Annotated in this window: 25 protein-coding genes; 22 read left to right on the forward strand and 3 right to left on the reverse strand. The window is 71.3% G+C overall.

Annotated features, from left to right (window positions below; translation table 11 throughout):
- Positions 1-58 precede the first annotated feature (58 nt).
- Both N4G70_RS15175 and N4G70_RS15180 read left to right on the forward strand, forming a co-directional pair.
- Positions 59-1,021 (forward strand): GlxA family transcriptional regulator, encoded by a 963-nt coding sequence (locus tag N4G70_RS15175; protein ID WP_261713152.1) that lies wholly within the window; start codon positions 59-61, stop codon positions 1,019-1,021.
- A 16-nt stretch (positions 1,022-1,037) separates the two neighbouring features.
- Entirely contained in the window at positions 1,038-1,676 is a 639-nt protein-coding gene (locus N4G70_RS15180; protein WP_261713153.1) for a DJ-1/PfpI family protein, read from the forward strand.
- Here N4G70_RS15180 and N4G70_RS15185 read toward each other — a convergent pair.
- Positions 1,667-2,410 carry an enoyl-CoA hydratase/isomerase family protein gene (locus N4G70_RS15185; RefSeq protein ID WP_261713154.1) on the reverse strand — a complete coding sequence of 248 codons (744 nt, stop codon included), beginning with the start codon at positions 2,408-2,410 and terminating at the stop codon, positions 1,667-1,669. The two genes, N4G70_RS15180 and N4G70_RS15185, sit on opposite strands and share 10 nt — an antisense overlap.
- Positions 2,411-2,485: 75 nt before the next feature.
- On the opposite strand from N4G70_RS15185, the gene N4G70_RS15190 reads away from it, so the two are divergent.
- Entirely contained in the window at positions 2,486-3,163 is a 678-nt protein-coding gene (locus N4G70_RS15190) for an HdeD family acid-resistance protein (RefSeq protein ID WP_261713155.1), read from the forward strand.
- Positions 3,164-3,298: 135 nt separating this feature from the next.
- A complete protein-coding gene (locus N4G70_RS15195; RefSeq protein WP_120720427.1) occupies positions 3,299-3,799 on the forward strand; it encodes an ATP-binding protein in 501 nt (166 codons plus the stop codon).
- On the opposite strand, the gene idi is transcribed toward N4G70_RS15195, so the two are convergent.
- Positions 3,774-4,379, reverse strand: coding sequence for an isopentenyl-diphosphate Delta-isomerase (idi, locus tag N4G70_RS15200; protein WP_261713156.1), 606 nt, complete (start codon positions 4,377-4,379; stop codon positions 3,774-3,776). The two genes, N4G70_RS15195 and idi, sit on opposite strands and share 26 nt — an antisense overlap.
- 115 nt (positions 4,380-4,494) lie before the next feature.
- Positions 4,495-5,436, reverse strand: coding sequence for a cation diffusion facilitator family transporter (locus tag N4G70_RS15205; protein ID WP_261713157.1), 942 nt, complete (start codon positions 5,434-5,436; stop codon positions 4,495-4,497).
- A gap of 421 nt (positions 5,437-5,857) precedes the next feature.
- Here N4G70_RS15205 and N4G70_RS15210 point away from each other — a divergent pair, with 421 nt between their 5' ends.
- The 18 genes from N4G70_RS15210 to N4G70_RS15295 all read left to right on the forward strand — a co-directional run bounded on the left by N4G70_RS15210 (position 5,858) and on the right by N4G70_RS15295 (position 25,827).
- On the forward strand, positions 5,858-7,663 hold the full coding sequence (locus tag N4G70_RS15210) for a CDP-alcohol phosphatidyltransferase family protein (protein WP_261713301.1): 1,806 nt from the start codon (positions 5,858-5,860) through the stop codon (positions 7,661-7,663).
- Positions 7,660-8,397, forward strand: coding sequence for a phosphocholine cytidylyltransferase family protein (locus N4G70_RS15215; protein ID WP_261713158.1), 738 nt, complete (start codon positions 7,660-7,662; stop codon positions 8,395-8,397). The genes N4G70_RS15210 and N4G70_RS15215 overlap by 4 nt, the downstream gene beginning before the upstream one ends.
- Positions 8,385-9,446: an iron-containing alcohol dehydrogenase family protein gene (locus N4G70_RS15220; RefSeq protein ID WP_261713159.1), complete on the forward strand. Its 1,062-nt coding sequence runs from the start codon at positions 8,385-8,387 to the stop codon at positions 9,444-9,446. The genes N4G70_RS15215 and N4G70_RS15220 overlap by 13 nt, the downstream gene beginning before the upstream one ends.
- A complete protein-coding gene (locus N4G70_RS15225) occupies positions 9,424-10,203 on the forward strand; it encodes a CDP-alcohol phosphatidyltransferase family protein (protein ID WP_261713160.1) in 780 nt (259 codons plus the stop codon). Before N4G70_RS15220 ends, N4G70_RS15225 begins: the two co-directional genes overlap by 23 nt.
- The gene (locus N4G70_RS15230) at positions 10,200-11,084 is read left to right on the forward strand and encodes a glycosyltransferase family 2 protein (protein WP_261713161.1); all 885 of its coding nucleotides are present in this window, start codon (positions 10,200-10,202) and stop codon (positions 11,082-11,084) included. The genes N4G70_RS15225 and N4G70_RS15230 overlap by 4 nt, the downstream gene beginning before the upstream one ends.
- Positions 11,085-11,139: 55 nt before the next feature.
- The gene (locus tag N4G70_RS15235; RefSeq protein ID WP_261713162.1) at positions 11,140-12,021 is read left to right on the forward strand and encodes an ABC transporter permease; all 882 of its coding nucleotides are present in this window, start codon (positions 11,140-11,142) and stop codon (positions 12,019-12,021) included.
- Complete coding sequence (locus N4G70_RS15240; RefSeq protein WP_120720419.1) at positions 12,008-12,823, forward strand: ABC transporter ATP-binding protein; 816 nt, start codon at positions 12,008-12,010, stop codon at positions 12,821-12,823. The genes N4G70_RS15235 and N4G70_RS15240 overlap by 14 nt, the downstream gene beginning before the upstream one ends.
- 400 nt (positions 12,824-13,223) lie before the next feature.
- Positions 13,224-14,135, forward strand: coding sequence for a squalene synthase HpnC (gene hpnC / locus N4G70_RS15245; RefSeq protein WP_261713163.1), 912 nt, complete (start codon positions 13,224-13,226; stop codon positions 14,133-14,135).
- A complete protein-coding gene (gene hpnD, locus N4G70_RS15250) occupies positions 14,132-15,082 on the forward strand; it encodes a presqualene diphosphate synthase HpnD (RefSeq protein ID WP_261713164.1) in 951 nt (316 codons plus the stop codon). The genes hpnC and hpnD overlap by 4 nt, the downstream gene beginning before the upstream one ends.
- Positions 15,083-15,218: 136 nt before the next feature.
- A complete protein-coding gene (hpnE, locus tag N4G70_RS15255; RefSeq protein ID WP_261713165.1) occupies positions 15,219-16,601 on the forward strand; it encodes a hydroxysqualene dehydroxylase HpnE in 1,383 nt (460 codons plus the stop codon).
- Positions 16,598-17,707, forward strand: coding sequence for a polyprenyl synthetase family protein (locus tag N4G70_RS15260; RefSeq protein WP_261713166.1), 1,110 nt, complete (start codon positions 16,598-16,600; stop codon positions 17,705-17,707). The genes hpnE and N4G70_RS15260 overlap by 4 nt, the downstream gene beginning before the upstream one ends.
- A gap of 107 nt (positions 17,708-17,814) precedes the next feature.
- Entirely contained in the window at positions 17,815-19,809 is a 1,995-nt protein-coding gene (shc, locus tag N4G70_RS15265; protein ID WP_261713167.1) for a squalene--hopene cyclase, read from the forward strand.
- A complete protein-coding gene (locus N4G70_RS15270; protein ID WP_261713168.1) occupies positions 19,809-20,450 on the forward strand; it encodes a 1-hydroxy-2-methyl-2-butenyl 4-diphosphate reductase in 642 nt (213 codons plus the stop codon). The genes shc and N4G70_RS15270 overlap by 1 nt, the downstream gene beginning before the upstream one ends.
- 5 nt (positions 20,451-20,455) lie before the next feature.
- Positions 20,456-21,478: an adenosyl-hopene transferase HpnH gene (hpnH, locus tag N4G70_RS15275; RefSeq protein WP_120720413.1), complete on the forward strand. Its 1,023-nt coding sequence runs from the start codon at positions 20,456-20,458 to the stop codon at positions 21,476-21,478.
- 148 nt (positions 21,479-21,626) lie between these two features.
- Positions 21,627-23,534, forward strand: a complete 1,908-nt coding sequence (dxs, locus tag N4G70_RS15280) for a 1-deoxy-D-xylulose-5-phosphate synthase (protein WP_261713169.1) — start codon at positions 21,627-21,629, stop codon at positions 23,532-23,534.
- Entirely contained in the window at positions 23,531-24,967 is a 1,437-nt protein-coding gene (locus N4G70_RS15285) for an aspartate aminotransferase family protein (RefSeq protein WP_261713170.1), read from the forward strand. Before dxs ends, N4G70_RS15285 begins: the two co-directional genes overlap by 4 nt.
- 79 nt (positions 24,968-25,046) lie before the next feature.
- Entirely contained in the window at positions 25,047-25,640 is a 594-nt protein-coding gene (locus N4G70_RS15290; protein WP_261713171.1) for a helix-turn-helix domain-containing protein, read from the forward strand.
- A gap of 16 nt (positions 25,641-25,656) precedes the next feature.
- Complete coding sequence (locus N4G70_RS15295) at positions 25,657-25,827, forward strand: DUF6126 family protein (RefSeq protein WP_261713172.1); 171 nt, start codon at positions 25,657-25,659, stop codon at positions 25,825-25,827.
- Positions 25,828-25,870: the final 43 nt, after the last annotated feature.

Here is a 25,870-nt window from a genome sequence, read left to right on the forward strand (position 1 = left end):
AGGATAGGTGGGTTTCTCGTCATTGCGGCCATCGGGGACCGCGTCCAAGGATGGGGCCATGAAGCAGCGCTCCGTCCTGGTGGTCCTCTTCGACCACGTCCAGAGCCTCGATGTGACCGGACCGGCCGAGGTGTTCGCGGCAGCGGGCCGTGTCCTGGGCGATCCGGGCGCCTACCAGGTGCGCTTCGCCTCGCTCGACGGCGCCCCGGTGGTGTCGCACAGCGGGCTGCGGCTCATGGCCGACGGCGCGCTCGCCGACGCCGCGAGCGCCGACATCCTGCTCGTCCCGGGCGGCGACGGCGCCGCCGCCCCGGACCCCCGCCTCGTCACGTGGATGCGGGCGCACGGCCCTCGCGCCCGGCGGCTCGTCTCGGTGTGCACGGGCTCGCTGCTGCTCGCCGAGGCCGGGCTGCTCGACGGGCGCCGGGCGACCACGCACTGGGCCCTGTGCTCCCGGCTGGCCCACGGCTACCCCGCCGTCCAGGTCGAACCGGATCCGATCTTCGTGCGGGACGGCAACATCGCGACCTCGGCCGGGGTCACCGCGGGCATCGACCTCTCCCTCGCCCTGGTGGAAGAGGACCACGGCAGGGACGTCGCCCTGGCCGTCGCCCGCTTATTGGTGGTGTTTCTGCGCCGGCCCGGCAACCAGGCCCAGTTCAGCGCCCAGCTCGCCGCGCAGACCGCCCGGCGCGAGCCGCTGCGCGAACTCCAGCAGTGGATCACCGAGCACCCGGACGCCGACCTGTCGGTGGAGGCCCTCGCCCAGCGGGCCAGCCTCTCGCCCCGCCATTTCGCCCGCGCCTTCCACGCCGAGACCGGCATCACGCCGGGCCGCTACGTCGAGCGCGTCCGCCTGGAATACGCCCGCCGCCTGCTGGAGGAGACCGCCGACGGCGTCCAGGAGGTGTCCCGCGCGGCCGGATACGGCACCCCGGAGGCGATGCGGCGCGCCTTCGTCAAAGTCCTCGGCACCGCGCCCGCCGAGTACCGCCGGCGCTTTCGCCCCGCTTCCGCCTAGCCCCGAGAGGCAGCCCATGCAGATCGCGATCCTGCTCTACGACCGGTTCACCGCCCTGGACGCCGTCGGACCGTACGAGACGCTCGCTCCGCTCCCCGGAGCCGAGACGGTGTTCGTCGCCGAACAGGCCGGCCCGGTACGCAACGACCGGGGCAGCCTCGCCCTCGTCGCCGAGAAGTCCTTCGCCGAGGTGACCCGGCCCGACATCGTTGTCGTGCCGGGAGCCCCGCCCGAGGCCGTCGAACCGCACCTCGCGGGCGGCCCGCTCCTGGACTGGCTGCGCGCCGTCGACGTCATGACCACGTGGACGACCTCCGTGTGCACGGGTTCGCTGCTGCTCGGCGCGGCCGGGCTCCTCAGGGGGCGGCGCGCCACCTCGCACTGGCTGGCCCTGGACGAGCTGCGCGGTTTCGGCGCGACACCCACGGCCCAGCGGGTCGTCATGGACCGCAAGTACGTCACCGCGGCCGGTGTCTCGGCCGGTATCGACATGGGGCTCACCCTGGCCGGGGAGATCGCCGGGGACCGGCACGCCGAGTCCGTACAGCTCCTGCTGGAGTACGACCCCCAGCTGCCCTATGACGCGGGCTCGCCGCGCACGGCGCCCGCCGAACTGGTCGAGTACTTCCGGGCCAAGGGCGTCCCTCAGGGCTGAGGGCTCCAGGTGAAGCGGGGGGTGCGGCGCTCCAGGAAGGCGGCGATGCCCTCGGCGGTGTCGTCGGCGGCCCGTTCCTGCTCGGCCCAGTGGGCGTCCCGGTCGGTCCTGCCGTCCGCGAACTCCTTGGCCGCCGCCTGGGTGAGCCGGGAGCGCGACACCAGGGTCCGGGTGAACGCGGCCACCCGCTCGTCCAGTTCGCCCGCCGGCAGCACCTCGTCCACCAGGCCGGTCCGCAGGGCCCGGGCGCTGTCGATCAACTCCCCCGAGAACAAAAGGTACTTGGCGGTCGCGGGGCCCACGAGAGAGGTTAGCCGCCGGGTGGAGGACGCCGGGTAGACGATGCCGAGCTTCGCGGGCGTCACGCCGAACAGCGCGCCCTCCTGCGCGAACCGCAGATCGCAGGCGGCCGCCAGCTGGCTGCCGCCGCCCACGCAGTGACCGCGCACCGCCGCGAGCGTCGGCTTGGGAAACGCCGCGAGCGCCTCCTCCGCCGCCACCGCGAGCGCCCGGGGGTCCTCGCCCGGCTCCCGCAGCGTCGAGATGTCCGCCCCCGCGCAGAAGGTGTCCCCGGCTCCGGTCAGCACCAGGGCCCCTACGTCCGGGTCGGCGGCCAGGGTTTCGAGCAGCGGTGGAAGGGCCCGCCACATCGCGGACGTCATCGCGTTGCGCTTGGCGGGATGGCTGATGACGACGGTGGCGACGCCCTCGCACAGGCTCTGCTCCAGCTGCATGCGCCGGATGCTATCCGGGCACCCGAAACCTATGATCGCAAGGGGGGCCGCACGCGGATCGATGAGGAGACGCCGATGGCCGGATCCAAGCAGAACGTCGGACGCGAGGGCAGGAAACTGAGCCGTGGCTTCGGCCTGCTCGCCCTGCTCGGGGCGATTTTGGTCGTGGCCGGCCTGGTGGGCCTCGCCTACACCGGGTTCGCCACCCTCACCACGATGCTGCTCTTCGGCTGGCTGCTGCTCGTCGGCGGCGTCGTGGGCCTGGCGCACGCGATCCAGTCGCGCGGCTCCGGGTTCTTCTGGCTGGCCGTCGTGGTCGCCGCACTGAACCTGGCGGCGGGCGTGGTGATCATCCGTCGCCCCGAGGGCAGTGCCGAGGCGCTCACGATGTTCGCCGCCCTGCTCTTCCTGACCGGCGGTGTCTTCCGCCTGGCGGGCAGCGTGGTGGTGCGCGGGCCGCAATTCGGCTGGACGCTGGTGCAGGGCGCGTTCGACGTGCTCCTGGGCATCCTGGTGCTCGCGAGCTGGCCGAGCAGCAGCCGGTACGTCATCGGCTGCTTCTTCTCGCTGGCTCTTCTGTTCGACGGACTCGGTCTGATCGCGATCGGGGTGGGCGGCCGCAGAATCGTCACTCTCGTGAGTGACGCGGTGGCCCCCGCGGGGAACGGAGACGGCACACCTCCGATGTCTCCGACACCCCCGCAAGCCATGGCAAAGCCCTCAGAGGGAGATCAAAACACCATGGAGAAGTGACCTTCTCGGTCAATGGGGATCAAAAAGCGGCAGTAGATGCTGACTTATGGTCAGTCGGCCGGTCCGGACCAGCGCACTCCCGACACTTTTCAGCAGTCGGGTGTGCTGTCGAGCCGCGAAGGTGGTGCCGGAACAATGGAGATCCGCGGGAGCCTGCCGCCCGAACCCGCCGCTCCGGCCCGGCAGCAGTCGTACGAGGGGGTGTGGCGCTTCACCGCCCCCTCGGTCGACGCCTCCGTTCCGCAGGCCCGGCACGCGGTGCGCGACCTGTTGCGCCGCCAGGGCGTGCCGGCCCACGAGGACCTCGTTCAGGGCCTGCTCCTGATCGTCTCCGAGCTGGTCACCAACGCGGTCAGACACGCGGCACTGCTCTCCCCGGAGGTGGCCGTCGAGGTGGCCATCGGCGCCGAGTGGATCCGGGTGTCCGTCGAGGACAACCACCCCTACCGGCCCAAGGCCCTGGAGGCCGACTACGCGCAGACCGGCGGCAGGGGGCTGCTCCTGGTGCGCGAGATCACCGAGGAGGCCGGCGGGGTGTGCGACGTCGAGCAGACCGCCGGGGGCGGAAAGGTCGTCTGGGCCGCACTCCCGCTGGCCCCGCTGCCGGGGATCACCAGCCCGCGGCGGGCCCCGTGAGCTCCTTGACGGCCGGCCTCGCCGCGTCCAGGACCGTCATGAACCAGGCCGAGAACGGGGCGTGGGCGTGCCGCTCGGTGAGTTCCCCGGGCGTCACGAACGCGGTCTCACCGACCTCCTCCGGGTCCGGCCGCAGCGGCGACTGCACCAGGCCCACGAAGAGGTGGTTGTACTCCTGCTCGACGAGCCCCGACTCGGGGTCGGGGTGGTTGTAGCGCACGGTGCCCGCCTCGGCGAGCAGCGTCGGCGAGATGCCGAGCTCCTCGTGGGTGCGCCGGGCGGCCGCCGCGAACGGCGACTCGCCGGGGTAGGGGTGGCCGCAGCAGGTGTTGGACCAGACGCCGGGGGAGTGGTACTTGCCGAGCGCCCGCCGCTGGATCAGCAGCCGGCCCGCGGGGTCGAAGAGGAAGACGGAAAACGCCCGGTGCAACTGCCCGGGCGCCTGGTGGGCGGAGAGCTTCTCCGCGGTTCCGATGGTGTTGCCGCTCTCGTCGACGAGTTCGAGCATGATCTCCGGTGCGGCTGCGCCCGTGGTCCCGGTCGACGAGTTGTTCGCCGTGGTGGCAGGTGTGCTCGGCATAACCATCCTTCGCTTCGGTCCTCGGCTGCTCAGTCTGCCGTACAAAAGCGGCGTGTCCGCCATTGACCGGCATCCGCATGTCCTGCCCCACGCGAGGTGCCGGGAACCGCGCGTCTCAGTGGCAGAGCTTCGCCTCGTGCTCGGCGTGACCGCCCGGCTCCAGCTGGAAGGTGCAGTGCTCGACGTCGAAGTGGTCGCCCAGACAGCCCTGCAACTCGTGCAGCAGCTTCTCGTGGCCCACGCTGTCCAGGACCTCCTGGCTGACCACCACGTGCGCGGAGAGCACCGGCATCCCCGAGGTGATGGTCCAGGCGTGCAGATCGTGGACGTCGTCCACGCCCGGCAGCTCCAGGATGTGGGCCCGCACCTCGGCCATGTCGACCCCCTTGGGCGCCGATTCCAGAAGAACGTTGAGGGTCTCGCGCAGCAGCTTGACGGTCCGGGGCACGATCATCAGGCCGATCACCAGGGAGGCGATGGGGTCGGCCGCCTGCCAGCCGGTGGTCATGATCACCAGGCCGGCCACCACGACCGCCGCCGAGCCGAGCGCGTCCGAGAGGACCTCCAGGAACGCGCCGCGGACGTTGAGGCTGTCCTGCTGGCCCTTCATGAGCAGCGACAGCGAGATCGAGTTGGCGACCAGACCGATCAGGCCGAACACCACGGCGGTGCCGCCCGCGGTGCCGGCCGGCTCGACGAACCGCGCCACCGCCTCGAACAGGATGTATCCGCCCACGCCCAGCAGCAGCATGCAGTTGGCGAGCGCGGCGAGGATCTCGGCGCGGGCGAACCCATAGGTGCGGTTGCCTCCGGCCGGGCGGTTGGCGAAGTGGATGGCGAGCAGCGCCATCGCGAGCCCGAGACCGTCCGTCGCCATGTGCGCCGCGTCCGCGGCCAGCGCCAGGGAATCGGCGAGCAGACCGCCGACGATCTCCACGACCATCACGGTCAGTGTGATGCCGAGCGCGATGCGCAGCCGTCCCCGGTACGCGGCGGCCGCGGTGCCGGTCGGCGGCGGGCCGCCGTGCGTGTGCCCGTGGTCGTGCCCAGCCCCCATGAAGGCCCTCCCGGATCCGTTGCCGATCAATCCCGACGTCTGTGCGCCGTGGCTCTACGAGGGGCAAGTGAACTACGGGTAGGGGGTATGCGCAACACGGCACTGAACACCGTTGTCATATGCTCTGACCTGCGGAAATGCGTGCAGGTCAGAGCCTTGGGGAGATCATGTGAAGCTCAGGGGCGCCGACCCGGCGCGGCGAGTGGACAAGCCCCCTGGGTAGGCGGTTTGTGGGCTGCGGCCTTGATCCACCATGATGATCGCGGCGCCCCTCGCACCGGCGCTCCCGGGCCTCAGCGGGCGTGAACGGCCAGTGAATTCCCGGTTCCGTGCATCCGATAGCCTCTGCCGACGTGCCGCCCGCCCCCGTACCGGGCCGGGCCGTGCCGTCAGCCGTGTCCGTCGCAAGGAGTGAATTCGTCTGTCCACCGCCATCCTTACCGGCCCGCCGGTGCCCGGATCGCAGCTCGGACCCGATCTGCGCGCGCTGGGATTCGACGTACAGAACGCCTTGCTCCCCGACGACCTGCCCCGCCTGCTCGCCGAGGTGCCGGCCGGTGAACGCGTCGCGCTGGTCGACCCGCGCTTCCTCGGCCACCTCCACGCCCTGCGGCTCGCGCTGACCGACCCCCGCTTCCCGGCCGCCTCGGTGCCCGGCGCCCTCACCGTCCAGGCCGAGGCCCGCCCCGCGCTGGCCCGCGCCCTGGCCGAGGTCCCCGCGGCGCCCGCCGCCCAGGTCCGTACCGCCGCCGTGCTCACCGACGGCGTCGCCGCCGCGCTCGAAGCCGACGGCGTCGCGGTGCACCACCCCGAGCTCGGCTCGCTGGTCGCCACCGTCCCCGCCGACGAGGCCGCCGCGGCCGCCGCGAGCCGGGCCGTGAGCGCGGTCGACGACGAGGCCGTACGGCTGCGCAACGCCGTCAAGTCCCGCGACGGCTTCTTCACCACCCACTTCATCAGCCCCTACTCCCGCTACATCGCCCGCTGGTGCGCCCGCCGGGGCCTCACGCCCAACCAGGTCACCACCGCCTCGCTGATCACCGCGCTGATCGCGGCCGGCTGCGCGGCGACCGGGACCAGGGGCGGCTATGTCGCGGCCGGAGTGCTGCTGATCCTCTCCTTCGTCCTGGACTGCACCGACGGGCAGCTCGCCCGCTACTCGCTCCAGTACTCGACGATGGGCGCCTGGCTCGACGCCACGTTCGACCGCGCCAAGGAGTACGCCTACTACGCGGGCCTCGCCCTCGGTGCGGCCCGGGGCGGCGATGACGTATGGGCGCTCGCGCTCGGCGCGATGGTCCTCCAGACCTGTCGCCATGTCGTGGACTTCTCCTTCAACGAGGCGCATGTCGTAGGCACTGACGCGTCCGCCAACACCAGCCCCACCGCCGCCCTCTCCGGCAGGCTCGACTCGGTCGGCTGGACGGTGTGGGTGCGGCGCATGATCGTGCTGCCCATCGGTGAGCGCTGGGCGATGATCGCCGTGCTGACCGCCGCCACCACGCCCCGCGTCGTCTTCTACGCCCTGCTCACCGGCTGCGCCTTCGCCGCCTGCTACACCACCGCCGGCCGCGTCCTGCGCTCCGTGGCCCGCCGCGCCACCCGGACCGACCGCGCCGCCCGCGCGCTCGCCGACCTCGCGGACAGCGGGCCGCTCGCCCAGCTCGTCGCCGCGAAGGCCCCGCGGATCCCCGGCGCCCCTGTGGTCGCGGCCGTCGGAGCGGCGGCTTTGATCGCCGCCGCCCTGACGCAGCCCGTCGGCGGCCGCCAGATGATCGTGGCCGCCGTCCTCTACGCGATCCTGTCCGGCCTCGCCGTCGCCGGCCCCCTCAAGGGCGCCCTCGACTGGCTCGTGCCGCCACTCTTCCGGGTGGCCGAGTACGGCACGGTCCTCATCCTGGCGGCCCGCTCGGACGTGGACGGGGCCCTTCCCGCGGCCTTCGGGCTCGTCTCCGCGGTCGCCTACCATCACTACGACACGGTCTACCGCATCAAGGGCGGCTCCGGCGCGCCGCCGCAGTGGCTGGTGCGGGTGATCGGCGGCCAGGAGGGCCGCACGCTCGTGGTGACGGTGCTGGCCGCCGTCCTCGCCACACGAGGCACAGACTTCACCCTGGCGCTCACCGCCCTCGCGGCGGTCATCGCGCTCGTGGTGCTCGTGGAGTCCATCCGCTTCTGGGTGTCCTCCGGAGCACCTGCCGTACATGACGAAGGAGAAACAGCATGATTGGCCTCGTACTGGCAGCCGGTGCCGGACGCCGTCTGCGCCCCTACACCGACACGCTTCCGAAGGCCCTCGTGCCTGTCGACGGTGACACCACCGTCCTGGACATCGCGCTGAAGAACTTCGCGGAAGTCGGCCTCACCGAGGTCGCCGTCGTCGTCGGCTACCGCAAGGAAGCCGTGTACGCCCGCAAGGAGGCCCTGGAGGCCAAGTACGGCGTCGCGATCACGCTGATCGACAACGACAAGGCCGAGGAGTGGAACAACGCCTACTCCCTGTGGTGCGCCCGCGAGGTCCTCAAGCGCGGTGTGATCCTCGCCAACGGCGACACGGTCCACCCCGTCTCCGTCGAGAAGACCCTGCTGGCCGCGCGCGGCCAGGGCCAGAAGATCATCCTCGCCCTCGACACGGTGAAGTCCCTCGCCGACGAGGAGATGAAGGTCATCACCGCCGAGGGCAAGGGCGTCCAGCGCATCACCAAGCTGATGGACCCCGCCGACGCCACCGGTGAGTACATCGGTGTCACGCTCATCGAGGCCGAGGCCGCCGAGGAGCTCGCGGACGCGCTGAAGACCACCTTCGAGCGCGACCCCGACCTCTACTACGAGGACGGCTACCAGGAGCTCGTCAACCGCGGCTTCACCGTCGACGTGGCCCCCATCGGCGAGGTGTCGTGGGTCGAGATCGACAACCACGACGACCTGGCGAAGGGCCGTGAGATCGCGTGCCAGTACTGACGCGGCTGATCCCCTCGCCCGTCGTCGTCGACATCCGGCGCGGCGCCCTCGACGACCTCGCGGTCGTCCTCGCCGACCAGCGCATCTCCGCCAACGGCAATCTGGCGATCGCGGTCAGCGGGGGATCGGGGCAGAAGCTGCGCGAGCAGTTCTCCCCGCTCCTTCCGGGCGCCGAGTGGTACGCGGTCGACGGCGGCACCATCGACGCGGCGGTCACGCTCGCCGACCAGATGCGCGGCAAGCGCTACGACGCGGTCGTGGCGCTCGGCGGCGGCAAGATCATCGACGTGACCAAGTACGCGGCGGCCCGGGTCGGGCTTCCGATGGTCGCGGTCGCCACGAACCTGTCGCACGACGGCATCTGCTCGCCGATCTCCACCCTCGACAACGACAACGGGCGCGGCTCCTACGGCGTGCCCACCCCGCTCGCGATCCTCATCGACCTGGACGTGATCCGGGAGGCGCCCGCGCGCTTCGTGCGCTCGGGCATCGGTGACGCGATCTCCAACCTGTCCGCGATCGCGGACTGGGAGCTCTCGCACCGCGAGACCGGGGAGCCCGTCGACGGCCTGGCCGCCGCCATGGCGCGCAGCGCCGGCGAGGCGGTGCTGCGCCACCCCGGCACCGTCGGCGACGACGACTTCCTGGTCACCCTCTCCGAGGGTCTGGTGATGTCGGGCATCGCGATGTCGATCAGCGGTGACAGCCGGCCCTCCTCGGGCGCCTGCCACGAGATCAGCCACGCCTTCGACCTGCTCTTCCCGCAGCGCGCCGGGAGCCACGGCGAACAGTGCGGCCTGGGCGCCGCGTTCGCGATGCACCTGCGCGGCGCGGCCGCGCAGTCCGCCCTCATGGCCGAGGTGCTGCGCAGGCACGCCCTGCCGGTGACCGCGGAGGAAATCGGCTTCACCGCCGAGGAGTTCGTCCGGGCCGTCGAGTTCGCGCCGCAGACCCGGCCCGGCCGCTACACCATCCTCGAACACCTCGACCTGTCCACCGACCAGATCAGGGACGCGTACGCCGACTATGCCAAGACCATCCGTAGCTGAGCTCCGCCCGGTCGTGCACCCGGCGGGTGTGAAGGACCGGGTCAGCGGCGAACACTGGGGCGGCCGCCTGTACATGCGCGAGATCTCGCTGCGCATCACCCGCGTCCTGGTCACCACCAAGGTCACGCCGAACCAGCTGACCTATCTGATGACGCTCAGCGGTGTCCTCGCCGCACCGGCTCTGCTCGTCCCGGGCGTCTGGGGCGCCGTCCTCGGTGTCGTGGCCGTCCAGGGCTATCTGCTGCTCGACTGCGTCGACGGTGAAGTCGCCCGCTGGAAGAAGCAGTTCTCGCTGTCCGGGGTCTACCTCGACCGCGTCGGCGCCTACCTGTGCGACGCGGCGGTCCTGGTCGGCTTCGGCCTGCGCGCCGCCGACCTGTGGGGCCCCGGCCGCATCGACTGGCTGTGGGCCTTCCTCGGTACGCTCGCCGCGCTCGGCGCGATCCTGATCAAGGCCGAGACCGACCTCGTGGGCGTCGCCCGCCACCAGGGCGGTCTCCCCCTGGTCAAGGACGCGGCGGCCACCCCGCGCTCCTCCGGCATGGCGCTCGCCCGCCGGGCGGCGGCGGGCCTGAAGTTCCACCGCCTCGTCCTCGGCATCGAGGCGTCCCTGCTGATCCTCGTCCTCGCGGTCGTGGACCAGGTCCGGGGCGACCTGTACTTCTCGCGCCTGGGCGTCGCGGTGCTGGCCGGCATCGCCCTGCTCCAGACGCTGCTGCACCTCGTGTCCATCCTCGCCTCCAGCAGGCTGAAGTGAGCGCCCCGCTGAAGGTCGGCGCGGTCGTCATCACGATGGGCAACCGCCCCGCCGAGCTGCGCGCCCTGCTTGATTCGGTGGCCAAGCAGGACGGTGACCCGGTCGAGGTCGTCGTGGTCGGCAACGGCGCCCCGGTCCCCGAGGTCCCCGACGGCGTACGCACCGTGGATCTGCCCGAGAACCTGGGCATCCCCGGCGGTCGCAACGTCGGCATCGAGGCGTTCGGACCCTCGGGCGCCGAGATGGACGTGCTGCTCTTCCTCGACGACGACGGGCTGCTCCCCAACACCGACACCGCCGAACTGTGCCGCCAGGCCTTCGCGGCCGACCCGGAGCTCGGCATCATCAGCTTCCGGATCGCCGACCCGGACACCGGCGTCACCCAGCGCCGCCACGTGCCGAGGCTGCGCGCCGCCGACCCGATGCGCTCCTCGCGCGTGACGACCTTCCTCGGCGGCGCCAACGCCGTACGCACCCGGGTCTTCGCGGAGGTCGGGGCGCTGCCCGGCGAGTTCTTCTACGCGCACGAGGAGACCGACCTCGCCTGGCGGGCGCTCGACGCCGGCTGGATGATCGACTACCGCGCGGACATGGTGCTGCACCACCCGACGACCGCCCCGTCCCGGCACGCGGTCTACCACCGGATGGTGGCCCGCAACCGGGTCTGGCTGGCCCGGCGCAACCTGCCCGCGCCGCTCGTCCCGGTCTACCTCGGGGTCTGGCTGCTCCTGACACTCGCGCGCAAGCCCTCGGGCCCGGCGCTCAAGGCCTGGTTCGGCGGTTTCAAGGAGGGCTGGGCGACGCCCTGCGGACCCCGGCGCCCCATGAAGTGGCGTACGGTCTTCAAGCTCACCCGGCTGGGCCGTCCTCCCGTCATCTGAGAGTCTCGGCTCCACGACCATCGGGCGTACTTCTTGAACACGAAAGTTTCCACTTGTGAGTGACACAACCCTGTCCCCGGCGGAACTCGCCGCCAAGCACGGGCTGTCGGTGAGCGGTGCCCGGCCCGGGCTCACCGCTTACATCAAGCAGCTCTGGGGCCGGCGCCACTTCATCCTGTCGTTCTCGTCGGCCAAGCTGACCGCGCAGTACAGCGAGGCGAAACTCGGCCAGATCTGGCAGGTGGCGACGCCCCTGCTGAACGCGCTGGTCTACTACTTCATCTTCGGCGTGCTCATGGGAACGAGGAAGGGCATCCCCAACGATGTCTTCATCCCGTTCCTGGTGACCGGCGTGTTCCTGTTCACCTTCACGCAGAACTCGCTGATGGCCGGCGTACGGGCGATCTCGGGCAACCTGGGCCTGGTGCGGGCGCTGCACTTCCCGCGCGCCTCGCTGCCCATCTCCTTCGCGCTCCAGCAGCTCCAGCAGCTGCTGTTCTCGATGATCGTCCTGATGATCGTGGTGGTCGCCTCCGGCTTCACGCCGGGCATGACCTGGCCCCTGATCATTCCGGTGCTCGCGCTGCAGTTCGTCTTCAACACCGGCCTCGCGCTGATCTTCGCGCGGCTGGGCGCCAAGACGCCGGACCTCGCGCAGCTCATGCCGTTCATCATGCGGACCTGGATGTACTCGTCCGGCGTGATGTTCAGCATCACCGCGGTACTCCACGACAAGCCGAGCTGGCTCAAGCACGTCCTCCAGGTCAACCCCGCCGCGATCTACATGGACCTGGCGCGCTACGCCCTGCTGGACGGTTACGGCGGCGGGTCCCTGCCCCCGCACGTCTGGTTGCTCGCGACCGCTTGGGCCGTGGTCGTCGGCGCCCTGGGATTCGTGTACTTCTGGAAGGCTGAGGAGCGTTATGGCCGTGGCTGAGGACATCAAGGACCGCGTCGCCGTCGAGGACGCGCGCATCCCCACCGTGATCTGCGACGACGTGCACATCGTGTACACCGTCAACGGAGGCGGCGGCGGACGGGGCAGCGCCACCGCGGCCCTGTCGCGCATCGTCAAGAGGGACAAGACCGGCGGGGCCGGCCGGGGCATGCGGCGGGTGCACGCGGTCAAGGGCGTGTCGTTCACCGCGTACCGCGGCGAGGCGATCGGCCTGATCGGCTCCAACGGCTCCGGCAAGTCGACCCTGCTGCGCGCCATCGCGGGGCTGCTGCCGCCCGAGAGCGGCCGGGTCTACACCGACGGGCAGCCCTCGCTGCTCGGCGTGAACGCGGCGCTGATGAACGACCTCACCGGCGAGCGCAACGTGATCCTCGGCGGCCTCGCCATGGGCATGTCGCGCGAGGAGGTCAAGGAGCGCTACGAGGAGATCGTCGACTTCTCCGGCATCAACGACAAGGGCGACTTCATCTCCCTTCCGATGCGGACGTACTCCTCCGGCATGGCGGCCCGCCTCCGGTTCTCCATCGCCGCGGCCAAGGACCACGACGTCCTCATGATCGACGAGGCGCTCGCCACCGGTGACCGCCAGTTCCAGATCCGCTCCGAGGAGCGGATCAGGGAGCTGCGCAAGCACGCCGGAACCGTCTTCCTGGTGAGCCACAGCATCGGCTCCATCCGGGACACCTGCGACCGCGTGCTGTGGCTGGAGCGCGGCGAGCTCCTCATGGACGGCCCGACCGACGAGGTCGTCAAGGCCTACCAGAAGGAGTCCGGCCGCTGACGCACGGTCACCCGCCGCACCGCGATGCGAAGCCCCTGTCGATCAACCCCGGCAGGGGCTTGTGCGTCCTATGGTGTGGTCGGACGGTCAAGACCCCGTCAATGCGCTGCTGTGCGGGGAAGGTTGGGCGGGATCGACGTGTTCTTGTAATGCTCGCAACACCCCGGCGCGGAGGCGGTCGTTGTACAACGTAAGCTGTACCGGTGCTGATTCGCGGCAAGTGGGGTGATACGCCCCCGGCTCCTCGCACGACGGGTCGCCCCGTCCGGGGAGGTCAGGCGGCGTGTCCGAAATAGGATGTATTGGGTCGGCGGTGTAGAACGGGAGATGTGACGGCCATGGCTACGGAAGATCTCCAGCTCCAAGGGACGGCCGCCGTTCCCGCCCCGGGCGGTACCCGGTGACCCCTGTCCGGGATGTGCGCACCGGATCCCCCGCGCGCGCCACGCTCGACAAGGCCACGGACGAGAACTTCCCGGTGGCCCCCTTCTTCCTGCCGCGCGCCTGGCGCGACGACCTGATGGCCGTGTACGGATTCGCCCGGCTCGTCGATGACATCGGCGACGGCGACCTCGCCCCCGGCGGCGCCGACGCCCGCCACCTGGGCGTCGACCCCGCCCACGCGGACGACCGGCTCCTCATGCTCGACGCCTTCGAGGCGGACCTGCGCCGCGTCTTCGACGGCACCCCGCACCACCCGCTCCTCGCGGCCCTGAAGCCCACCGTGCGGCGCTGCTCACTGACCCCCGAGCCGTTCCTCGGGCTCATCGCGGCGAACCGCCAGGACCAGCGCGTGCGGCGTTACGAGACGTACGAGGACCTGGTCGCCTACTGCGAGCTCTCGGCCAACCCCGTGGGACGGCTCGTCCTCGCCATCACCGGCACCACGAGCCCGGAGCGCGTCCGCCGCTCCGACGCGATCTGCACGGCGTTGCAGATCGTCGAACACCTCCAGGACGTGAAGGAGGACCTCGGCCGGGACCGGATCTATCTGCCGGCCGAGGACATGTCCCGTTTCCATGTCACGCAGGCCGATCTGGCCGCCCCCCGAGGGAGCGCCTCGGTGCGTGCCCTGGTCGCGTTCGAAGCCGAACGCGCCGGGTCGTTGCTGAATGAAGGCACCCCTCTGGTGGGTAGCGTCCACGGCAGACTCAAGCTGCTGCTGGCCGGATTCGTGGCCGGAGGCCGCGCCGCGCTCGACGCGGTCGCCGCCGCCGGCCACGACGTACTCCCGGGGCCGCCCAAGCCCACCAAGGCAAGGCTGATGCGCGAGGTGGGAGCCGTCTTGCGAAGAGCGCGTAGAGAGGGGTGAGCCGGACAGTGGAGGCACAGGCACCCGTGTCCGCACCGGTACAGGCCGCATACAGCTACTGCGAGGCCGTGACCGGGCAGCAGGCGCGCAATTTCGCGTACGGCATCAGGCTGCTGCCCGCCGACAAGCGGCAGGCGATGTCGGCGCTGTACGCGTTCTCGCGCCGGGTCGACGACATCGGTGACGGCACGCTCGCCGAGGACGCCAAGCGGACGCGCCTGGAGGAGACCCGGGCGCTGCTCGGGCGGATCCGCGACGGCGCGGTGGACGAGGACGACACCGACCCGGTCGCGGTGGCGCTCACGGACGCGGCACGACGCTTCCCGATCCCGCTCGACGGGCTCGACGAACTCATCGACGGCGTCCTCATGGACGTCCACGGCGAGAGCTACGAGACCTGGGACGACCTGAAGGTGTACTGCCGGTGTGTCGCGGGCGCCATCGGCCGGCTCTCCCTGGGCGTGTTCGGCACCCAGCCCGGGGCGCAGGGCAGCGAACGCGCCGGGGAGTACGCCGACACGCTGGGGCTCGCACTCCAACTCACCAACATCCTCAGGGACGTTCGCGAGGACGCGGGCAACGGGCGCACCTACCTGCCCGCCGACGACCTCGCCAAATTCGGCTGCTCCACGGGTTTCAACAGCCCCGTGGCGCCGCCCGGTTCGGACTTCGCGGGGCTCGTCCACTTCGAAGTGCGGCGCGCCCGGGCCCTGTTCGCCGAGGGCTACCGGCTGCTTCCCATGCTGGACCGGCGCAGCGGGGCCTGTGTGGCGGCCATGGCCGGCATCTACCGGCGCCTGCTCGACCGCATCGAACGCGACCCCGAGGCCGTGCTGCGCGGGCGGGTCTCGCTGCCCGGGCGGGAGAAGGCGTACGTCGCGGTACGCGGTCTGTCGGGGCTCGACACGCGCACCGTCTCCCGGCAGTCCGCCAGGAGGCGCGCCTGATGCACCACGCCCACCTGGACGAAGGGCCGAGGATCATTACGCGGGCCCGACGTGCAACTTCCCGGCGTCTCGCGGCGTCCCTGTCTGCATCGGCGTGCCACGCGCGCCATGCCGGCGCGGTTCAAGGAGAGGGCGCATGAACGACGCGCAGTCCCCACGCGCGGTGGTGATCGGCGGCGGACTCGCCGGCATCACCGCGGCGCTCGAACTGGCCGACGCCGGCCTGGACGTGACCTTGATCGAGGGCCGCCCGCGCCTCGGCGGTCGCGCGTTCTCCTTCCGGCGCGGCGACCTCACCGTCGACAACGGCCAGCACGTCTATCTGCGCTGCTGCACCGCCTACAGCTGGTTCCTGGACCGGGTCGGCGGGGCCGAACTCGCCCCCGTCCAGGACCGGTTGGACGTCCCCGTCCTCGATGTCGCCCACCCCCGGGGCCCCCGGCTCGGCAGGCTGCGACGCGACGCGCTGCCCGTGCCGCTGCACCTCGCGCGCAGCCTGGCGACATATCCCCACCTCTCGCTCGCCGAGCGGGCCTCGGTCGGGCGCGCCGCACTCGCGCTGAAGAAGCTCGACCCCGCCGATCCGGCCCTGGACGGCGTGGACTTCGCGACCTGGCTCGGCCGGCACGGCCAGTCCGGCCGCACCATCGAGGCGCTGTGGGACCTGGTCGGCGTGGCGACCCTGAACGCCACCGCGCCGCACGCCTCGCTGGGCCTGGCCGCCATGGTCTTCAAGACCGGACTGCTCTCCGAGGCGGGCGCCGCCGACATCGGCTGGGCCCGCGTGCCGCTCGGTCATCTGCACGACACGCTGGCCCGCAAGGCCCTGGACGCGGCGGGCGTACGCGTCGAGACGCGCACCAAGGCCGATTCCATCTCCCGTACCGGAGACGGGAGTTGGCGGGTACAGGTGTCCGGCGAGACGCTGGACGCCGATACCGTCGTGCTCGCCGTACCGCAGAAGGAGACCCACGACCTGCTGCCCGACGGCGCCCTCGACGACCCGGGCAGGCTGCTCGACATCGGGACCGCGCCGATCCTCAACGTGCACGTCGTCTACGACCGCAAGGTGCTGAAGCAGCCCTTCTTCGCCGCGCTCGGCAGCCCCGTGCAGTGGGTCTTCGACCGTACGGACTCCTCGGGCCTCACCGGCCGGGGCCAGTATCTGGCCCTCTCCCAGTCGGACGCCGGGGACGAGATCGAGCTGCCCGTGGCCGAACTGCGCGCACGCTATCTCCCCGAGCTGGAAAAGCTGTTGCCCGCGGCGCGCGGCGCGGAGATCCTCGACTTCTTCGTCACCCGGGAGCGGACGGCGACGTTCGCACCCACCCCCGGCGTCGGACGGCTGCGGCCGTCGGCGCGGACCCGCGCACCGGGCCTGTACCTGGCCGGCGCGTGGACCGCGACCGGCTGGCCCGCGACCATGGAGGGCGCCGTACGCAGCGGATTCAGTGCCGCCGGTGCCGCGCTCGCAGCCCTCGGCCGCCCCCACGTTCATCCGCTTCAGGAGGCGGCATGACTGTCAGCAGTACTGGAACAAGAGGAGAGACTGTGCCGACTGTGCCTTCGGCTTCGGCGAATCCGGCTGTGGACGCCGTGGACGTCACCGCCCTGCTGGAGCGGGGGCGCGCGCTGTCGACTCCGGAGCTGCGCGCGGCCGTCGACCGGCTCGCGGCTCCCATGGACACCGTCGCCGCCTACCACTTCGGGTGGATCGACGCCCAGGGGCGTCCGGCGGACGGCGACGGCGGCAAGGCCGTACGGCCCGCGCTCGCCCTGCTCTCCGCCGAGGCGGCCGGCGCCGCCGCCGAGGTCGGTGTTCCCGGGGCGGTCGCCGTGGAACTCGTGCACAACTTCTCGCTGCTGCACGACGACCTGATGGACGGAGACGAGCAGCGCCGCCACCGCGACACCGTGTGGAAGGTGCACGGCCCGGCCCAGGCGATCCTCGTCGGAGACGCCCTGTTCGCCCTCGCCAACGAGGTCCTGCTGGAACTCGGCACGGTCGAGGCCGGCCGCGCCACCCGCCGACTCACCACCGCCACGCGGAAGTTGATCGACGGTCAGGCCCAGGACATCTCCTACGAACACCGCGAGCGGGTCACCGTCGAGGAGTGCCTGGAGATGGAGGGCAACAAGACGGGCGCGCTGCTCGCCTGCGCCGTCTCCATCGGCGCGGTCCTCGGCGGCGCCGACGACCGTACCGCCGACACCCTGGAGGCGTACGGCTACCACCTCGGCCTCGCCTTCCAGGCCGTCGACGACCTGCTCGGCATCTGGGGCGACCCCGACGCCACGGGCAAGCAGACCTGGAGCGATTTGCGCCAGCGCAAGAAGTCCCTGCCGGTCGTCGCCGCGCTCGCCGCGGGCGGCCCGGCCTCGACGCGCCTGGGCGAGCTGCTCGCCGCCGACGCCAAGAGCAATGACTTCGACAGCTTCTCCGAGGCGGAGTTCGCCACCCGCGCGGCCCTCATCGAGGAGGCCGGCGGCCGCGAGTGGACCTCCCAGGAGGCCCGCAGGCAGCACACCATCGCGATCGAGGCACTCGACGCGGTCGACATGCCGGAAAAGATCCGCGCGCAGCTCACCGCGCTCGCGGACTTCGTCGTCGTCCGAAAGAGATGATCACCATTCCCATATGACGCGCAGTCGCCGGAAGGGCCCGGGAGACCGGGCCGCCTCCGACGGAGACCCCAGCACAGCAGAAGTAGCTACTGCACGAAGGGGAAGCCATGACAGCGACGACCGACGGAAGCACCGGGGCCCCGCGGCCCCGGGCCGCCGCGGCCAGTGCGACAACCGGGACACCTCCCGGCGCGAACGCGGTGCGCGACGCCGCCCGGCATGCTGCCGAGCGCGGGATCGGGCACCTGCTCGCGAGACAGGACGCCCAGGGCTGGTGGAAGGGCGACCTGGAGACCAACGTCACCATGGACGCCGAGGATCTGCTGCTGCGTCAGTTCCTGGGAATCCAGGACGACAAGACCCTCCAGGCGGCCGCCCTGTACATCCGGGGCGAGCAGCGCGACGACGGAACCTGGGCCACCTTCTACGGCGGCCCCGGCGAGCTCTCCACCACCGTCGAGGCCTATGTCGCGCTCAGACTGGCCGGTGACCGGCCCGAGGACGCGCACATGGCGCGTGCCTCCGCGTGGATCAGGGCGAGGGGCGGGATCGCCTCGGCGCGCGTGTTCACCCGGATCTGGCTGGCCCTGTTCGGCTGGTGGAAGTGGGACGACCTCCCGGAGCTCCCGCCCGAACTGATCTTCCTGCCCTCGTGGGTGCCCCTCAACATCTATGACTTCGGCTGCTGGGCCCGGCAGACCATCGTGCCGCTCACCGTGGTCTCGGCGAAGCGCCCGGTGCGCCCGGCGCCCTTCGCGCTCGACGAGCTGCACACCGACCCGCGGTGCCCCAACCCGGTCAAACCCCTTGCTCCCGTACGGAGTTGGAGCGGGGCCTTCCAGCGGCTCGACAAGGTGCTGCACGCCTACCACAAGGTGGCCCCCCGCGCGCTGCGCCGGGCCGCGATGCGCGGCGCCGCCCGCTGGATCGTCGAGCGCCAGGAGAACGACGGCTGCTGGGGCGGCATCCAGCCCCCCGCCGTGTACTCGGTGATCGCCCTGCATCTGCTCGGCTACGGCCTCCAACACCCCGTGATGCGGGCCGGGTTGGAGTCGCTCGACCGGTTCGCGGTGTGGCGCGAGGATGGTGCCCGGATGATCGAGGCCTGTCAGTCCCCGGTGTGGGACACCTGTCTCGCCGTCATCGCCCTGGCCGACGCGGGCGTGCCCCGCGACCACCCGGCGCTCGTCAAGGCGGCCGACTGGATGCTGGAGGAGGAGATCACCCGGCCCGGCGACTGGGCGGTGCGCAGGCCCCAACTCCCGCCGGGCGGCTGGGCGTTCGAGTTCCACAACGACAACTACCCCGACATCGACGACACCGCCGAAGTGATCCTCGCGCTGCGCCGGGTCGAGCACCCGCGGAGGGACAAGGTCGAGGCGGCCATCGCCCGCGGGACGCGCTGGACCCTCGGCATGCAGTCGAAGAACGGGGCCTGGGCCGCGTTCGACGCGGACAACACCAGCTCCTTCCCCAACCGGCTGCCGTTCTGCGACTTCGGTGAGGTCATCGATCCGCCGTCGGCCGACGTCACCGCCCATGTGGTCGAGATGCTCGCCCACGAGGGCCGCTCGCACGATCCGCGCACCCGGCGCGGCATCGAGTGGCTGCTCGCCGAGCAGGAGGCCAACGGCGCCTGGTTCGGGCGCTGGGGCGTCAACTACGTCTACGGCACCGGTTCGGTGGTGCCCGCCCTGGTGGCCGCCGGGCTCCCCGCGGCGCACCCCGCGATCCGCCGCGCGGTGGGCTGGCTGGAGCGCGTACAGAACGACGACGGCGGCTGGGGCGAGGACCTGCGCTCCTACGGCGAGACGGAGTGGGTGGGCCGGGGGCCCTCCACCGCCTCGCAGACCGCCTGGGCGCTGCTCGCCCTGCTCGCGGCGGGGGAGCGGGAGGGCAAGGCCGTCGAGCGCGGGGTCGCCTGGCTCGCCGAGAACCAGCGCGAGGACGGCTCCTGGGACGAGCCGTACTTCACCGGGACCGGATTCCCCTGGGACTTCTCGATCAACTACCACCTCTACCGGCAGGTCTTCCCGCTCACCGCGCTCGGCCGCTATGTCCACGGAGAACCGTTCTCCCCCAGTGGTACCAAGGGGAGTTGATGGACACACCCCAGGCCCCGCGCCCTGTGCCGCTGGTGATCGCGTGTGCGCTCACCATCGAGCGGCTCGCGCTGCGCGGCGCCCGCGGCGCGGCGGGCCCGGTCACCGTGCTGCGCAGCGGCATGGGCCCCCGGGCCGCCGAGCGCGCGATGGCGCGGGCCCTTGACGCGGCCGCGATGCGTGACGCGGCGGTCATCGCCTCAGGCTTCTGCGCCGGCCTGGTCCCGGGGATGCACCCCGGGGACCTGATCGTCGCCGAGGAAACCCGCGGCCCGGCGGGCACCACGGTGTGCACCGACACCGAGGTGCTCGCCAAGGCGCTCGCCGAGGCGCTGCCGGGCCGCACGGTCCACACCGGCCCCCTCATCGGGTCCGACCACGTCGTACGGGGCCCCGAGCGGGCCGATCTGCGGGCGACCGGGGCGATCGCGGTGGACATGGAGTCCGCCGTAACGCTGAAGGCCGCCCAGCAGACCGGATCGCGCCCGGTTGCGGCCGTACGGGTGGTCGTGGACGCTCCAGAACATGAACTCGTCCGGATCGGCACGGTGCGCGGTGGAATATCAGCCTTCCGCGTTCTTCGTGCCGTTCTTCCCGCTTTCTTTGAATGGCACCGTTCTTTGCCGCTCCCCAGGAGGTGAGCCAGATGGCCATGCCGCTTCGCCAGTCCATCAGGGTCGGGACCTATCTCTTTGAACAGAAGTTGCGCAAGCGTGAGAAGTTCCCGCTGATCGTCGAGCTGGAACCGCTTTTCGCCTGCAACCTGAAATGCGAGGGCTGCGGAAAGATCCAGCATCCGGCCGGGATCCTGAAGCAGCGCATGCCGGTGGCGCAGGCCGTCGGAGCGGTGCTGGAATCCGGTGCGCCGATGGTGTCCATCGCCGGCGGCGAGCCGCTGATGCACCCTCAGATCGATGAGATCGTGCGGCAGTTGGTGGCCAAGAGGAAGTACGTCTTCCTGTGCACCAACGCTCTCCTGATGCGCAAGAAGCTGGAGAACTTCACGCCGTCGCCCTACTTCGCCTTCGCCGTGCACATCGACGGGCTGCGCGAGCGGCACGACGAGTCGGTGGCCAAGGAGGGCGTGTTCGACGAGGCGGTGGCGGCGATCAAGGAGGCCAAGCGGCGCGGCTTCCGGGTCACCACCAACTCGACCTTCTTCAACACCGACACCCCCCAGACCATCATCGAGGTGCTCAACTTCCTCAATGACGACCTCAAGGTCGACGAGATGATGATCTCGCCCGCGTACGCCTACGAGAAGGCCCCCGACCAGGAGCACTTCCTGGGCGTCGAGCAGACCAGGGAACTCTTCAAGAAGGCGTTCTCCGGAGGCAACCGGGCACGCTGGCGGCTCAACCACTCGCCGCTCTTCCTGGACTTCCTGGAGGGCAAGGCCGACTTCCCGTGCACGGCGTGGGCGATCCCCAACTACTCGCTCTTCGGCTGGCAGCGACCCTGCTACCTGATGAGCGACGGGTACGTGCCGACCTACCGCGAGCTGGTCGAGGAGACCGACTGGGACAAGTACGGCCGGGGCAAGGACGAGCGGTGCGCGAACTGCATGGCGCACTGCGGCTACGAGCCGACCGCGGTGCTCGCGACCATGGGATCGCTGAAGGAGTCGCTGCGGGCGGTCCGCGAAACCGTCCAGGGAAACCGCGGCTGACGCCAAGAGCCCCGGAGAGCGGGTCTCTCCGGGGCTCCCCGGCGCCGGCCCGGCCCCGGTGACCGAGGCCGGGGGGTGGCCGAAGGGCGCCGTGCCGGGCCCGGGGTCGCTCGTGAACCGAACGGGATCGACAGGAGGGGGCCTGAACGTGACGATCTTGGAAAGCATCCGGGGGCCGCACGACCTGAAAGCGCTGGAGCGGACGGTCCTGGGTGAACTGGCCCGGGAGATCCGGGAGTTCCTGATCCAGGCGGTGGCCCGCACCGGCGGACACCTCGGCCCCAATCTGGGGGTGGTCGAGCTCTCCATCGCCCTGCACCGGGCCTTCGACTCCCCGGCCGACCGCATCCTGTGGGACACCGGCCACCAGAGCTACGTGCACAAGCTGCTCACCGGGCGGCAGGACTTCTCGAAGCTGCGCACCAAGGGGGGCCTGTCCGGCTACCCCTCGCGTGCCGAGTCCGAGCACGACGTCATAGAGAACTCGCACGCCTCCACCGTCCTCGGCTGGGCCGACGGGCTCGCCAAGGCGAACGAGGTGCTCGGCCGGTCCGGCCATGTCGTCGCCGTCATCGGGGACGGCGCGCTGACCGGGGGCATGGCCTGGGAGGCGCTCAACAACATCGCGGCCGTGCGTGAGCGCCCGCTGATCATCGTGGTCAACGACAACGCGCGCTCGTACGGGCCGACCATCGGCGGCCTCGCCGGGCACCTGGCCACGCTGCGTACCAGCGACGGCTACGAGCGGGTCCTGGCATGGGGCAGGGACGTGCTCCGCCAGACACCCGTCGTGGGACAGCCGCTGTACGGATCGCTGCACGGCGCGAAGAAGGGCTTCAAGGACGCGGTCGCGCCCCAGGGCATGTTCGAGGACCTCGGCCTGAAGTACGTCGGGCCCATCGACGGGCACGACACCGAGGCCGTCGAGTCCGCTCTTGCCCGGGCAAAACGCTTCCACGGTCCGGTACTTGTGCACTGCCTCACCGAGAAGGGCCGCGGCTACCAGGCCGCCCTCGACGACGAGGCCGATCGGTTCCACACCGTCGGCGCGATGAACCCGCTGACCTGTGAACCCCTGGTTCCTGCCAACGGCCCCTCCTGGACAGCGGTGTTCGGGGACGAGCTCGCCCAACTCGGCGCCGAGCGGCCGGACATCGTCGCCCTCACCGCCGCGATGCTGCACCCCACCGGGCTGACCCGCTTCGCCGAGCGCTTCCCGGAGCGGGTGTGGGACGTGGGCATCGCCGAACAGCACGCGGCGGTCTGCGCCGCCGGGCTCGCCACCGGGGGACTGCACCCGGTGGTCGCCGTGTACGCGACCTTCCTCAACCGCGCCTTCGACCAGGTGCTGATGGACGTGGCCCTGCACCGGTGCGGAGTGACGTTCGTCCTGGACCGGGCCGGGGTGACCGGCGTCGACGGGCCCTCCCACAACGGCATGTGGGACCTGTCGGTGCTCCAGGTCGTCCCCGGGCTCAGGATCGCCGCACCGCGCGACGCCGGACAGCTGCGGGCCCAGCTCCGTGAGGCCGTGGACGTCACCGACGCGCCGACGGTGCTGCGCTTCCCCAAGGAGTCCGTGGGGCCCGGGATTCCCGCGCTCGCCCGGCTCGGCGGCATGGACGTGCTGCGCCGCGACGAGGACGCCGAGGTGCTCCTGGTGGCGGTCGGCGTGCTCGCGCCGGTCTCCCTCCAGGCGGCCGAGCTGCTCGCCGGGCGCGGCATCACCTGCACGGTGGTCGACCCGCGCTGGGTCAAACCCGTCGACGAACAGCTCGCCCCGCTCGCGGCCCGGCACCGTCTGGTCGCCGTGGTGGAGGACAACGTCCGCAGCGGAGGCGTCGGTTGGGCCGTCGGGCAGGCTCTGCGGGATGCCGGGGTGGACGTACCGCTGCGCGGCTTCGGCATCCCCGAGCAGTTCCTCGCGCACGCCAAGCGCGGTGAGGTGCTGGCCGACATCGGGCTCACCCCGGTGGAGATCGCGGGACGGATCGGCGCCGCGCTCGCGGCGACCAAGGAAGCCGCCCCGGCGGCCGGGAAGGAGAGCGACGCATGACCGACGGCGAGCCGAAGGGCTTCCCCGCACCGGGCTCGGAGGCCCCCGGCGACAAGGACTTCGACCTGACGCGGCTCCTGGCCGAGCGCGGGGCCGAACGCTACGAGCTGCACGCCAAACACCTCAACCACCAGCTCCCGCGCATGCTGCACACCATCGGCTTCGACAAGGTCTACGAGCGGGCCGAGGGCGCCTACTTCTGGGACTCCGAGGGCAACGACTACCTCGACATGCTGGCCGGCTTCGGCGTCATGGGCCTGGGGCGCCACCACCCCGTCGTGCGCAAGGCGCTGCACGACGTCCTGGACGCCTCGCTGGCGGACCTGACCCGCTTCGACTGCCAGCCGCTGCCCGGCCTGCTCGCCGAGCAGCTCCTCACCCACAGCCCGCACCTGGACCGGGTGTTCTTCGGCAACAGCGGCACCGAGGCCGTGGAGACCGCCCTCAAGTTCGCCCGGTACGCCACCGGCAGACCCAGGATCCTGTACTGCGCGCACGCCTTCCACGGCCTGACGACCGGCTCGCTCTCCGTCAACGGCGAGTCCGGGTTCCGTGACGGCTTCGCCCCGCTGCTGCCCGACACCGCCGTACCCCTCGGTGATCTGGCCGCGCTGGAAAGGGAGTTGAGGCGCGGCGACGTGGCGGCGCTCATCGTCGAGCCGATCCAGGGCAAGGGCGTCCACGAGGCGCCGCCCGGCTATCTGCGCGCCGCGCAGGACCTGCTGCGCCGGCACAAGGCGCTGCTGATCGCCGACGAGGTGCAGACCGGGCTCGGCCGCACCGGCGACTTCTACGCCTACCAGCACGACGAGGGCGTCGAGCCGGACCTGGTGTGCGTGGCCAAGGCGCTCTCCGGCGGCTATGTGCCGGTCGGCGCGACGCTCGGCAAGGAGTGGATCTTCAAGAAGGTCTACTCGTCGATGGACCGGGTGCTCGTCCACTCGGCGAGCTTCGGCTCCAACGCCCAGGCGATGGCGGCCGGGCTCGCCGTCCTCTCGGTGATGCGGAACGAGAAGGTCGTCGAGAACGCGCGCACCACGGGCGATCTGCTGCGCACCCGGCTCGCCGCCCTCATCGACCGCTATGAGCTCCTCTCGGACGTCCGCGGGCGCGGGCTCATGATCGGCATCGAGTTCGGCCGCCCGGCCTCGCTCAAACTGCGCAGCCGCTGGACCATGCTCCAGGCCGCCCGCAAGGGCCTGTTCGCGCAGATGGTCGTGGTGCCCCTGCTCCAGAAGCACCGCATCCTGACCCAGGTCTCCGGCGACCATCTGGAAGTGATCAAGCTGATTCCGCCGCTCACCATCACCGAGCGCGAGGTGGACCGGTTCGTCACCGCCTTCACCGCCGTCATGGACGACGCGCACGCCGGCGGTGGGCTGATGTGGGACTTCGGCCGGACCCTGGTGAAGCAGGCGGTCGCCAACCGCTAGCCCGCGCGGCAGACCGAGCGGATTTGCCTCAGAGGCAAAAAGTTTGCCTCTGAGGCAATCGGCTGTCTGAATGGAGCGCATGAGCACTCCTGGCGACGACGACGCGGCGCTCCCGGACGTCGCACCGCGGCTGCGCGAACTGCGTCGGCGCCGGGGCCTCACCCTGGAGGCCGCCGCCCAGCGGGCCGCCCTCTCGCCCGCACACCTGTCCCGCCTCGAAACGGGGGGCCGCCAGCCCTCGCTGCCCATGCTGCTCGGGCTCGCCCGCATCTACGGTACGACGGTCTCCGAGCTGCTGGGCGAGATGCCCCCCGAACGCGAGCCCGTCATCCGGGCCGGCCGCGCCGCTCCCCGCGAGGCCGACGGCTGGACCTACCACCAGAGCGGCGCCTCCGGCCGCGCCATGCAGGCCCTGCGCGTCGAGGTTCCGTACGGCACCCAGCGCGAACTGGTGCGGGTCCACCCCGGCGAGGAGTGGCTGTACGTCCTGACCGGGCGGCTCCGCCTCAGCCTGGGGGAGGCGACCCATGAGCTCGACCCGGGCGACAGCGCCCACTTCGACTCGCTGACCCCGCACCGGATCTCCGCCGCCTCGCACGGAGGCGCCGCGTTCCTCTTCGTCCACACCCTGCTCCAGAGCCCCGACCCGCATCCGCACCATCCGCACAGCTGAGAGGACGGGAACAGACATGTCCGAGCACGAGATCGCGCCCGCCGCGCAGGCGCCCCGCAGGAACATCGAGGAGACGGCCGAGACCAAGTTCCCCCGGGGCCTGGTCGTGCGGCTCTTCGCCTACCTCGTAGCGGGGCACATCTTCGCGGGCTTCCTGTATCTGCTCTTCGCGGTCGGCGGGAAGTGACCCGCGGGAGGTAACCCGCGGGAAGTGACCCCGCTGCCCCCGT

The organism is Streptomyces sp. ASQP_92 (assembly GCF_025399895.1).
Taxonomy (GTDB): domain Bacteria; phylum Actinomycetota; class Actinomycetes; order Streptomycetales; family Streptomycetaceae; genus Streptomyces.

Bases quoted from the DNA above. Each gene is read 5' to 3' on its own strand.
- N4G70_RS15270 (WP_261713168.1), top strand. From the start codon at position 19,809: ATGGACACACCCCAGGCCCCGCGCCCTGTGCCGCTGGTGATCGCGTGT.
- N4G70_RS15205 (WP_261713157.1), bottom strand. From the start codon at position 5,436: ATGGGGGCTGGGCACGACCACGGGCACACGCACGGCGGCCCGCCGCCG.
- N4G70_RS15175 (WP_261713152.1), top strand. From the start codon at position 59: ATGAAGCAGCGCTCCGTCCTGGTGGTCCTCTTCGACCACGTCCAGAGC.
- N4G70_RS15190 (WP_261713155.1), top strand. From the start codon at position 2,486: ATGGCCGGATCCAAGCAGAACGTCGGACGCGAGGGCAGGAAACTGAGC.
- N4G70_RS15215 (WP_261713158.1), top strand. From the start codon at position 7,660: ATGATTGGCCTCGTACTGGCAGCCGGTGCCGGACGCCGTCTGCGCCCC.
- N4G70_RS15185 (WP_261713154.1), bottom strand. From the start codon at position 2,410: ATGCAGCTGGAGCAGAGCCTGTGCGAGGGCGTCGCCACCGTCGTCATC.
- N4G70_RS15290 (WP_261713171.1), top strand. From the start codon at position 25,047: ATGAGCACTCCTGGCGACGACGACGCGGCGCTCCCGGACGTCGCACCG.
- N4G70_RS15180 (WP_261713153.1), top strand. From the start codon at position 1,038: ATGCAGATCGCGATCCTGCTCTACGACCGGTTCACCGCCCTGGACGCC.
- N4G70_RS15240 (WP_120720419.1), top strand. From the start codon at position 12,008: ATGGCCGTGGCTGAGGACATCAAGGACCGCGTCGCCGTCGAGGACGCG.
- N4G70_RS15285 (WP_261713170.1), top strand. From the start codon at position 23,531: ATGACCGACGGCGAGCCGAAGGGCTTCCCCGCACCGGGCTCGGAGGCC.
- N4G70_RS15260 (WP_261713166.1), top strand. From the start codon at position 16,598: ATGACTGTCAGCAGTACTGGAACAAGAGGAGAGACTGTGCCGACTGTG.
- hpnE (WP_261713165.1), top strand. From the start codon at position 15,219: ATGAACGACGCGCAGTCCCCACGCGCGGTGGTGATCGGCGGCGGACTC.
- idi (WP_261713156.1), bottom strand. From the start codon at position 4,379: ATGCCGAGCACACCTGCCACCACGGCGAACAACTCGTCGACCGGGACC.
- shc (WP_261713167.1), top strand. From the start codon at position 17,815: ATGACAGCGACGACCGACGGAAGCACCGGGGCCCCGCGGCCCCGGGCC.
- N4G70_RS15195 (WP_120720427.1), top strand. From the start codon at position 3,299: ATGGAGATCCGCGGGAGCCTGCCGCCCGAACCCGCCGCTCCGGCCCGG.
- N4G70_RS15295 (WP_261713172.1), top strand. From the start codon at position 25,657: ATGTCCGAGCACGAGATCGCGCCCGCCGCGCAGGCGCCCCGCAGGAAC.
- hpnH (WP_120720413.1), top strand. From the start codon at position 20,456: ATGGCCATGCCGCTTCGCCAGTCCATCAGGGTCGGGACCTATCTCTTT.
- N4G70_RS15225 (WP_261713160.1), top strand. From the start codon at position 9,424: ATGCCAAGACCATCCGTAGCTGAGCTCCGCCCGGTCGTGCACCCGGCG.